Here is a 10988-nt window from a genome sequence, read left to right as displayed (position 1 = left end):
ATTTTTTCTCCATCTCCCAATTGAAAACCGCCAAAAGGAATGGATTGGATCTGTTCTCGTTTCGTTCACTCAATACCGGACACAAACATCCTCCAGTATCAGCATTAAAAGACAGATTGGTATTGGGGTAATATTGTTTTTCACAGGAGGCAGCCTCCTGCTATGGATTCTTGTAAATATCCTGCACAACTCTCCTGCTGATGAGCAATTTCCAAGAAAAAGAATTACATCTTCCATGTTTTATGTTATTGCGCCCATCATTATCCTATTTTCGGGGCTGAACACCTATACTGCCTCCAGGCAGTATGTTGATATTGCCAAAAATCAGGTAAAGATGGCTTTAAACTTTTCTAAAACCAATATTGAAAAACACTTAAACATGGGGCTGACGCTTCCAGGTGCAGTGAAGTCTGACGGTCGGCTTGATGAACTTGTCAATGCGTATTCGATTATAGATTCCATCCTTGTTCTGGATTCTGAAAAAAACCGGGTTTTTGCTGCGAGCAAGAGCGACCATAAAACACTATCCTTTGGGGATGTTTCCTGGGTAAAAGCATTTCTTAAAAAATTTTCTTATTTAAACAAAACCCACGAAATAGCGCTGCTGAACAAAAACAAAACATCTGTTGCAGGAACCATTATTATCAGAATATCAAAGACTGAATTCCTGCGAGAAGCCTGTAATCTCATTTTAAATGCCGTCACAGTTATCGCTGTATGTATACTTTTCCTTGTGGAGTTGCTGATATTTCTTTTTCACTTTATCGATAAGCCGACATCCCAACAAAAAACCCCCAAGGTGGTTCATTTTGGATTAATCCGACCCGTTACCTTTTTGTTCCTTTTCGGCATGGATCTTTGCATGTCTTTTATTCCTCTGCATATGGAAAAACTTTATACCCCCCTTTGGGGACTTTCCAAAGATACGGTGATGGGATTGCCGATTTCCATAGAATTTTGTTTTGTCGGTATAGCCATTTTCTTAAGTGGATTTTGGAACGATCGAAGAGGATGGCATGAACCCTTTCTGGTCGGCTTATTTCTGGCGGGAAGCGGTACGCTTTACTCATGGCTGGCACCAAACGTAATCCATTTTATAGTATCAAGAGGGCTTGTGGGTATAGGATATGGTCTTACGCTGCTGGCTGCCCAAGGTTTTGTTATTGCTTTCAGCAATGAAAGAAGCAGGGCTCGAGGTTTTGCACAATTTTTATCCGGATTGTATGCCGGAAGTATTTGTGGCGGGGCAACAGGTGCGTTACTGGTAGAAAAAATCGGATATGGCGGGGTTTTCTTTATTGGTGCCGTGATTCTTTATATAACAATTTTCTATCCACTGGTCTTCATGAGAAAGGCGATGATTCGACCAGGCGGCACGACGGCGGGCAATCTGCAGTCCGCATCGGCCCCCAAAAGCAGGCCGGGTAAAAAAGTTGTGTTTGCATTTTTCAGCAACAGAATTGTTCTCAGTTTGATCTTTTTAAGTAGCCTTCCGGCAGCTTTTGCTGCTGTTGGCTTCCTACATTATTTCAGTCCGGTTTACCTCAACCGAATCGGAACATCCCAGGGAACTATCGGCAGAGAACTGATGCTGTACGGTTTTAGTCTCATTTATATAGGGCCGGTTATTGCCAAATTTGTGGATAGATTTGACAATAAAAAAAACTACGTGTTTGTGGGTTGTCTTCTGGGCAGTTTTGCCTTTCTGATGTTTTATTTTTTCGAGGGCTTGACAGCCGTGACATTTGCCATTTTTTTGCTCGGGCTTTCAAGCAGTTTTATTATCGCCTCCCAAAGCACATATCTGCTTCGCCTAAAGGTCACTTATGCATTTGGCGAAGGGAAGGCCATCGGTATATTCAGAGCCATCAGTCGTCTTGGTCAGGCACTTGGACCTATTATTTTCAGCGGGCTGTTTTTATCGGAAAACATCAGAATGAGCATTACGAACCTTGGATTAATTTACCTGATTACCGCCCTTCTCTTTTTTCTATTTACTTTAAAAGATAAAAATCATTACGAACGTTTTTTATGAAACCGATATCTTCACATCCTAAACAAGATAATAGCCTTCAGGCTTTGACGAATGTCTATTTCGACTTGGTTTGCAAGCATTCATCCATAATTAAAAAGGCCCTTGCAGAACACGGTGATGCAACCATCGCCGAGTACATAGCCCACTACCCGTTGCCGATGGGAAATGGTTGTCAAGAAAAGGACGATTTTTATGAAGTTGTTTATGACTACCTGCTGCCAATTCATGGTGAATCCATTGCCCGCCGGACCGTGATGGACCTTTCGAGAACACCGGTCGCACTGACCGCGAATCATCATGGTGTCGACTTTTTCGCCCAATCGGTACAGGGGACCTTTCTTTTTTCCCTCATTCTCTCTTTCATGAATCCGACACAATCCACGATACCGGTAATTGCATGTGCCAATGTGCCGTTAAACAATCTGACGTTTCCCAGGGGTATGTTACTTTATCATACGGCTAAAAACGATTGTGCCGGGATGCCACAAAAAATGCCTCTATTCTCAGACAAATTAAAAACAAGTTACGTCAGTTTAGTTGGCCCCATTGACAGAGATCAGGTTAAAAGGGCAATTGACCGGACCGGAAAGCTGATAATCCAGGGAGAACTTTTGCCCGAATATGGCAATGTACTGCGTGATATCCTCGAGACAGATTATGCCCAAACAGTTTCCCAGGGATGGCAAAGTTATTCAGAGCAGTCCGTTGTTTTAAATCATCGGTTGTGGAAACGCATGGTTGCAAATTCTGATATGCCACTGGACCTGGTTTACATGGATCTGGAAGCAATTGTTTCCAGGCTTTTGATAAAAGATTTGGCGGACGCGTCATCTTTGATTCACAGGCTGATGTTTGACCCCGATATTGCCGGGGATCTGATATCGGATCTGGATGGGGCCCCGGCTTGTTGGCAGGGGAAAAAACTTGACCTCAGATTGATGGAAGATTGTAGCAACAATGGTGTTAAAAAGTCTTTAGGAAATTGCGGAACCCATTTTTTCTGGGGTGTGGGTTTAAAAAACAAATTGATTCCCATGGTCCTCGAAAGCCGGTCATCCGGTCAACTCCGGTTAAAAGGAAAGGATGAGCACGGTAAGATTTATACGCTTCCTTTTGCACCTTTAAGCGTTATTGATGCGCTTAAAAATGGCGGTTTGCTGCCATCCCTTTTCACATGTTACACCAGTATTTCTCTGGCAAGAGGTATTGGGTGTATTGGAGGATATTACCAAAGCGAATATCTTCCCCGCATGCAACAGGGAATCATTAATGTTTTAGCTAAACATGCAAGCATGAAGGAGATATGCAGTCAGACTGAAAAAGTACCGACAGGGTGCTATCTTTCGGGAATGCAGGCTGTAATGACAAAAGCAGGGGAGGACTATTTAATCCCTGCAGGACCTATAGAAATTATCGCCAGGGGCGGCCTAAACAAGGAAGACATCTCTAAAATTAAGCAGTTAACGATAAAAGAAGCGCATTTAGCCTCGTTGTTCGAAACCATTCCTGATATCGTCCCCTTCCCTGATCGGTATAGTAAATGGAGTCGGGACGTCTCAATGTTTTGCCATGCACTGCTTAGAGACAAAATTCCTCTTGTCTGAACAACTTATTCCGGCAGCGTAGACTGAACGAGCCTGGTAAGGCTCCCAATAACGCCATGGACCAATCTGACCATCAATACCCAGGCTAAGCCCATATAATGACTAATTTTCAAACAGGCTCCAAGACTTTAAAACGCAACAAAAGCCCCAAAAAAAATTGTAACACGAATGGTTATTTTATATGGTATCTTAAAGTATACTACTAATGCTGTTATCTTGCCCCGATACAAGCAGCTTAGTTCACCCAAATCAGTCAAGGAACAAAAGAAACATGACGGGATTTGACACCTACACAAAGCTGTTTCAAAGCATTGCCGGTGTTATAAAAGGCCAGGATAACACCATCGCCCTGCTGCTTGCAGGCTTTGCCGCAGGCGGGCATATCCTGATTGAAGATGCGCCCGGCAACGGTAAAACCACCCTGGCCAAGGCCCTGGCCTTTTCCGCAGACGCAGATTTCAAAAGGATCCAGTTCACACCGGATCTTTTGCCCTCGGATGTCTGCGGTGTCTCGATCTTTGATCCGTCAACACAGGCGTTCAGGCTTCATAAAGGCCCGGTCTTTACCAATATTCTTTTGGCCGATGAAATCAACCGGGCATCGCCGAGAACCCAGTCTGCACTGCTTGAAGCCATGGCAGAATCCCAGATCAGCATTGACGGAAAAATTTTGAAACTGGATGATTTCTTTTTTGTCATTGCCACCCAGAACCCTGTCGAGTCCAGGGGCACCTACCCGTTGCCCGAGGCCCAGATGGACCGCTTTGCCTTAAAACTGTCCATGGGCTATGTGGGTCCCCAGGACGAAGTGGCCATCCTGACAAACCAGGAGACCAGAGAGCCGGTTAATACGGTTGTTCCCTGCGTTACCAAACCGGAAATCCTGGCCATGAAAAAGGCAGTGGATCACGTCTTCATCAGCGAAGAGCTTAAATATTATATTGTGAACCTTGTGGGGCAAACCAGGACCCATAAGGGCATCACCCTGGGCGCCGGCCACAGAGCCTCCATCACCCTGATGAAGACGGCCAAAGCCTATGCCCTTTTTTCAGGCAGTGATTTTGTCACGCCCGAGCATATCCAGGAACTGGCCATACCCGTGATAGCCCACCGCCTGGTCCTGAACCCGGAATTTAGTTTTTCCGGCAATTCAAGCGCCGGCACGATTCACGATATTGTCAAATCCACCAAAGCGCCGGGGTAAAATGTGGAAAAGGCATCAACAAAATTTCTTTACCGTGCATATAGACGCCTTGGGAGGCTCGGTTTCTGGAAGAAAAACAAATTTTCCATGGCCGGCAATTTTTTGATCTATGCCTTGATCCTGACCGCCTGCCTTGGCCTGGATACCTTCAGAAGCATGGTTTACCAGCTTTTCTCCCTGTTATTCTCAGTGTTTGCCGTTTCCGCCATCCTCTCCTTTAAAGCCCCCAAAGGTCTTTTTGCAAAACGAATTCTGCCGGAATACACCACTGCAGGCACCCCTGTCAGCTACACCATCCTTGTTGAAAACAGGACAAACCGCCTTAAAAAGGGGTTTGAAATCCGGGAGCGTTTCAGCAGCCCCATCCCCTCTCTCGAGGCCTTTGCCAATACCAGGGAACCCCATGAACATTTGCGTAATCCCTGGGACAGAAAACTCAAAGTGCAGCGCTGGCAGTGGCTGATCCACCAAAAAAAGAACGCCGTTGTAACCCGACGGCCGGTGCCGGCGGTTCCACCAAAGAGCCGGGTTGCCGTCCGCGGGGAACTGACGCCTTTGAACCGGGGCTACATTCATTTAAACGGATTCACCTTTCTTAAAAAAGAGCCCCTGGGTTTCATGCGTGCCTTTTATCATACAACCAGTGAAGCACGGCTTCTTGTTCTGCCCAGGCGATACAATGTCCCGGCGCTGGATCTGCCCGGGTCCAGGAAGCACCATACAGGCGGCATTGCCTTGACATCAAAGATCGGCAACTCCGATGAGTTCATCTCTTTAAGGGAGTACAGACCCGGAGACCCCATGCGCCTGATCCACTGGAAAAGCCTTGCCAAAACCGGGAAACTCATCATCCGGGAAAACCGGGACGAACACTTTGTCAGGCATGCGCTGATCCTGGATACTTATGCACCTGAAGGCGCAGCCCAAGGGTTTGAAACAGCCGTAAGCTTAGCCGCCTCTTATGTGTCAAAACTGGTCACGGGCGAATCGTTGCTGGATCTTTTCTTTGCAGGCAACCGGATCTATCATTACGCTTCAGGCAGAGGGCTTTTGGGAAACAAAAAAATTATAGAAATCCTTGCATTGATTCAGCCCACAACAGAGAGCTCCTTTGCACCGGTATCCAGGGCCGTACTCAAATACAGACAGCTCTTGAGCGGCTGCGTTTTAATATTCAACTGCCTGGACAGTGAACGCTTAGACTTTCTCAACACTTTGAAGGCAAACGGCATCGCCACAGCCGCCTTTCTTGTGGCCGACACAAATGCGGCATCCCCCGGTGCTCCTGTCCACCTGGTTGATCCCGGCAATATTCAGGCAAATTTGAACAAGGCAGGACAAATCCCATGAAAACGATCCCTCTGACCATGGCTGCGGCCCTTGTTTTCTGGGGGCACCAGACCGGTTATCTGCTCCCGGCCTGTTTTATGGGCATTGTTATCGAGCTTGCCCGGATCATAAAGGCACGATGGGATCCCTCTTTAGATCAGGTGAATAAACTCAGCGATACCTGTATGGTATGCCTTGCCGGTGCCATTATTTATTTTGTTTCACTCGAAATTGAAACGGCGCTGGCGAACATATTGCGCTACCTTCCTGTTTTCGCATTTCCTTTGATTGTTGTTCAGGAATACAGTGCCGCAGGAGATATTGATGTTCGTTCCCTCTATTTGCTCAAAAAAAAGCGCATAGAAGAACGAAACGCGGTCAGAATAAATCTAAGCCTTGCGTTTATCATCATCTGCCTAACCTCTTCGGCTGCGGCCAACAATCGCCTGTTCCCCTATTACCCGTTTGCCCTTGCCATCATTGTCGTTGTGCTATTCTTCCAGCGTACCCGGGGAGCAGATATCCGGATATGGGTTGCAGCCGCCATAGTTGCCTCAATCATGGGTTTTTTCCTGCAGACAGGTCTTCATCATGCCCAGAAGGCTGTGACCCGGCGGGCCTGGGGCCGATTTTTTGACGGCGGTGCCGATCCGCTGAGGGGAACAACAGCGATCGGCCAGATTGGCCGGCTTAAACTTTCCAACAAAATCGTCTTCAGAGTAATCCCCCCTGAAAATGATGATGGGGCTACCTATCTTTTAAAAGAAGCGGCTTATACATTTCTTTCAGGCAACATGTGGACTGCGACCCAAAACAAATTCGAACCTGTGCCACAAGCAGAAGACGGCCGTTTTATTACCGGTCTGCAACGTGTTTCAAACCGTCGGAAAGCAGAGGCACAGCAGGAAGGCCAACCCCTGTCAGGCAGGCCAAAGCTGACCATCCTGACCCGAATGAAAAAAACCAAAGGAATCTTAAAAGCGCCTGAAAACGCACTTGAAGTGAACTGCATCGCTATTTCCAGTATCAGAACAAACGGGCTGGGCACATTTGTGGTCGATGACGCCCCGGGCTTTATGATCTATGATGTCAGCTATGGCGATCCCGGTACAAAAATCCTGCCGCCGGGCAAGCTTGACCTTCTCATTCCGGATCGGGAAAAGGCATTGTTCCAAAACCTGGCTGTTGCGCTCGGGTTTGGACCGGACAAACCGGCTCAAAAGGTACTGCCGGAAATAAAAAAATATTTTTTTTCAAATTTCAGCTATTCCCTTGATCTTAAAACCGGTGATCAAGCATCCCCCATCACGGAGTTTATGACCCGAACCAAAACCGGGCACTGCGAATATTTTGCAACAGCTACGGTATTTCTCCTTCGTGCCGCAGGCATTCCTGCCAGGTATGCAGCCGGATATATGGCCTTTGAGAAAAGCTTTATGGGAAACAAAATCGTTGTGCGCAGAAAACATGCCCACGCCTGGACCGAAGTTTTTGTCAACGGCAGATGGATTTTTTTTGATACAACCCCGCCATCCTGGACAGAAAAAGAAGAGAGCCTTTTCATAATGACCGCGATTCCCGACCTGTTTTCCATGATCGAATACGGATTCGCTCTGCTGCGCTGGGGCAACCCGGAAACCAAAAAGAAACTGCTGTGGCTTCTGGTGCCCCTTGGCATCCTGATGATCAGGCGATTGCTCAGGAAAGATAAAAAAAAGGAAAAAAGCAATCTTCATGAACAAGACCATGATCCATCAGGGCCTGTTAAGCATCTTCCTGACTTCTATATCCGAAAATTAGAAAAAAAACTTGCCCGTTCCGGGTTTGAAAGAAAACCCCATGAAACCTATGAACAATTTTTCATGCGAGTCAAAGAAAAAACCTTTTCCCCGCAGGATATCCCATCCCTTATGACTGTTATCCGGATTCACAAACAGCTTCGTTTTGGCCCTCGGCCCATTTCCGGTAATGATTTGGCAATATTGGAAGCAGAAACAGACCGGCTGATTCAAAAGCTGTCCGATCCCGGCAGGTCGGTCCGGGACAAATCCGGCGCAGGAACAGGCATTGACAATTCCGACCCAGGCTCTTAAATTCACACATAAGTCATTACCAAACCGGCAGGACAGCGCGGTTTTAAAGGAGATAAAATGAAAGCAACACACTATACAGATATTTGCGGCACAAAAATGAACAACGACATGGTCAAACGTGTTACGGGACGGGTACTCATCGGTAAGGATGACGGCGCCCCCAATTTCTGCATGAGAAGATTTGACGTTGAAGCCGGCGGTCATGCCCCCCGGCATACCCATGACTGGGAACATGAAATTTACGTGGTTGAGGGCAAAGGCGAGGTGCTTCTCGGGGATCAGTGGCATGACATTTCCCAGGGGACCGCAGTTTATGTGCCCCCCAATGTTGACCACCAGATAAAAAACAGCTCGGACGGACATCTTGCCTTTCTGTGCCTGGTGCCTTCCAAAGCCCCGGAGATGTAGATGAAAGCGCCCAGAACCTGCGTCACCCCCCAGGGGCAATTTGTAGTGGGAATCCACAAACCTGGATTTGATGTGGATAATTTCAGGCAAAATAGCACTGACGATGTGCTTGGCCGCCTTCCTGATGGCAGGCCTGTGAAAAACCTGCAGAATTATCCCCAGGGGCAGGTCCAGGCAAGCGCGGATGACCGAATTTATGAAATCGCCAATGCGTTTCCATTCCGGGGCAGCACCTTTATCAATTCCGACTGGGCGGACCGCAAGGCGGAACGTCCCGATACCATATGCCTTCCCGCCCGGTCGGACTGCTCCTTAAGCGCTTGTCTGAAACAGTGGCAAAAGGGAAAAGGCGTGCAGCGGAATACTGTGACCCAGATGCTGGAACTGCTTCCCCGCCCCCTGAAACTGGCACTGGCCCAGGCGTCCACGGACCCGGAGGAGCTTTGTGCACTTGCCGGCCTTGCCTGCGATTTTGTATATGATAATGGTAAGGACCATCCGCCCACGGGTCTTTCCTTTGGAAAGAACAATCAAGGCTGGCTCTTCCCGGTCATCCACGACCATGATCTTTATGATGTGCTTGGCAACAATCCGGCCCTGCCCGATGTTTATAAAGAGGTGATGGTACTCAAACCCGGCATTCAGGGAGAAAGCCCCATTGTGGGAGAAAGCCTGGATAACACCCATGTTTTTGAATATATGCGGGCTAACTCATACATTCCCTGGGGCCATTATGCCACTAACATGGCCAATGACCAAATCCGCTACCGGGCCAATGACATGACCCCGTCTGACATGGCAGGTATCCGGCATCTGTATTACCAGCGCATCTATGTACGCCTTGCCCAGATGCTGGGCGTGACGCTGCCGGCAACCGGCCGCCCCCTGTCCACAGATGAACTTGAGGCACTGCGCACGGAAATTATGGATGCCCTGGTATCGGGGGACCGCAGCCCATTGGACAGTGAGTCTCCCTTTTTTACAGGGGCGTTATGGGGATGGAATTTCGGATTCGGGTTTGCCCAGTCCGGACACCGGCTGCATGCCTCCCACCAGATGATCCACCAGCAGAACGCCATGATTCCGGAAAGCATTTTTGACAGCGACGGCAACCTTTATCCCTGTTTTTCCTGCGGGGATCTTGTGGCTGACTTTATCCGGGAGTATAAAGCCGCCTACAACACAGATTTTTTTACCGCCTTTATCAAGGCCATTAAAAACAACCAGCGAACAGACACGAACCCGGACGGTCCCAATGATTTGGTCGTCTGGGAAAACGACAAAGTCATGCTGTTTGCCCCCAAGGCCCAGGTCAGTGAATGGGAGCTGATGCTGATGACCAAAGCCCCCTGCCCCCATGTGCTTTCCGCCGACACCGCAACCCGCAATGCCCTGGACACCGGCATCCGTATAGCCGTACAGACCCTGGAAACATTGGGCGCACAGATGGTCACAAGCGTGGAATTTTCAGGCCGGTTTAACAGCCCGGTCACCGAGCAACACCTTGTGTACTCGTTTATCCCGCGTCTGCCCTATGCGCCGGGCACCTTTTCCGAGGCCCAGATGCGCTTTATCGCCGGATGTTTTCCCGAAGATTTTGCCTTTGCCTGCCGGAAAGTGCTGTCGTCATGATAACCGGCGAATGCGCATGGAGTTCTGTGGCATTTCAAGGCCGAATACAGCCACACCCCGGATATGGGCCGTCAACTACCCCTCCTGAATCACAGATTCAGAAGGGGGCTTGTAAAAGCCCAAGTTGACTATCCTAAGTCTTAACTGACTACGTTCGGCAGGATGTAGATACCTTTGGATATATTCGCCAGTCCAAAGCACTATCGTGGCTCTGTAAAAGCCCTGTGAGGTAGGGGCGGTCAACCATATTGCGAAGCCTGCTGAACATTGGCGAGGCGAATCTTACCCCTCTTCGGAGGGTGTTGGTAACCGAAAGGTTTATTTCATGAAAGTGTATGTCAAATCACAATCAGGAAAATGGCTGATGCCTACAAATCCGGCAAATGCCAGGATTCTGCTCAAGAAAGGTAAGGCCAGGATGATCAAACGGACGCCGTTTGTCATCCAACTGCTTTATGAGACCACGGAGCATGTCCAGACGGTGACTGTGGGTATCGATGATGGCGGCATTCAGGTCGGTATTGCTGCGGTCTCCCGTGGAAAAGTGCTGTTTCAGGAAGAACTTACCCTGCGGTCGGACATCAAATCGAAGCTGGACACCCGAAGGCAGTATCGAAGATCAAGGCGTTACAGAAATCTTGCCTTTCGATATCTTGTTTTTCTGTAACGCCTTGATCTTCGAT

At 48.2% G+C, this 10988-nt stretch carries 8 protein-coding genes; all 8 read left to right on the top strand.

The annotated features are described in order from the left end of the window. On the top strand, positions 1-2035 hold a 2035-nt coding region (locus B3D59_RS07250; protein ID WP_286818662.1), incomplete at its 5' end, for an MFS transporter. Continuing rightward, entirely contained in the window at positions 2032-3639 is a 1608-nt protein-coding gene (locus B3D59_RS07245; RefSeq protein ID WP_286818661.1) for a hypothetical protein, read from the top strand. The genes B3D59_RS07250 and B3D59_RS07245, both read left to right, overlap by 4 nt. Before the next feature lie 271 nt (positions 3640-3910). After that, entirely contained in the window at positions 3911-4843 is a 933-nt protein-coding gene (locus B3D59_RS07240; RefSeq protein WP_286818660.1) for an AAA family ATPase, read from the top strand. A 3-nt stretch (positions 4844-4846) separates the two neighbouring features. Further along, positions 4847-6193 (top strand): DUF58 domain-containing protein, encoded by a 1347-nt coding sequence (locus tag B3D59_RS07235; RefSeq protein WP_286818659.1) that lies wholly within the window; start codon positions 4847-4849, stop codon positions 6191-6193. Continuing rightward, on the top strand, positions 6190-8265 hold the full coding sequence (locus B3D59_RS07230) for a transglutaminase TgpA family protein (protein ID WP_286818658.1): 2076 nt from the start codon (positions 6190-6192) through the stop codon (positions 8263-8265). The genes B3D59_RS07235 and B3D59_RS07230 overlap by 4 nt, the downstream gene beginning before the upstream one ends. Before the next feature lie 57 nt (positions 8266-8322). Beyond that, entirely contained in the window at positions 8323-8673 is a 351-nt protein-coding gene (locus tag B3D59_RS07225) for a cupin domain-containing protein (protein ID WP_286818657.1), read from the top strand. After that, positions 8674-10305, top strand: a complete 1632-nt coding sequence (locus B3D59_RS07220) for a hypothetical protein (protein ID WP_286818656.1) — start codon at positions 8674-8676, stop codon at positions 10303-10305. A gap of 325 nt (positions 10306-10630) precedes the next feature. Continuing rightward, positions 10631-10972, top strand: a complete 342-nt coding sequence (locus tag B3D59_RS07215; protein ID WP_286818655.1) for an RRXRR domain-containing protein — start codon at positions 10631-10633, stop codon at positions 10970-10972. Positions 10973-10988 lie beyond the last annotated feature (16 nt).

This window comes from Desulfobacter sp. UBA2225, assembly GCF_002348205.1.
GTDB classification, from domain to species: domain Bacteria; phylum Desulfobacterota; class Desulfobacteria; order Desulfobacterales; family Desulfobacteraceae; genus Desulfobacter; species Desulfobacter postgatei.
The sequence above is the reverse complement of the archived record's forward strand: the minus strand, read 5'-3'. Positions and strand labels throughout refer to the sequence as shown.

What these genes read in the sequence shown, in the direction of transcription:
- B3D59_RS07225 (WP_286818657.1), top strand. Translation starts at nt 8,323, where the DNA reads ATGAAAGCAACACACTATACAGATATTTGCGGCACAAAAATGAACAAC.
- B3D59_RS07230 (WP_286818658.1), top strand. Translation starts at nt 6,190, where the DNA reads ATGAAAACGATCCCTCTGACCATGGCTGCGGCCCTTGTTTTCTGGGGG.
- B3D59_RS07240 (WP_286818660.1), top strand. Translation starts at nt 3,911, where the DNA reads ATGACGGGATTTGACACCTACACAAAGCTGTTTCAAAGCATTGCCGGT.
- B3D59_RS07245 (WP_286818661.1), top strand. Translation starts at nt 2,032, where the DNA reads ATGAAACCGATATCTTCACATCCTAAACAAGATAATAGCCTTCAGGCT.
- B3D59_RS07215 (WP_286818655.1), top strand. Translation starts at nt 10,631, where the DNA reads ATGAAAGTGTATGTCAAATCACAATCAGGAAAATGGCTGATGCCTACA.
- B3D59_RS07220 (WP_286818656.1), top strand. Translation starts at nt 8,674, where the DNA reads ATGAAAGCGCCCAGAACCTGCGTCACCCCCCAGGGGCAATTTGTAGTG.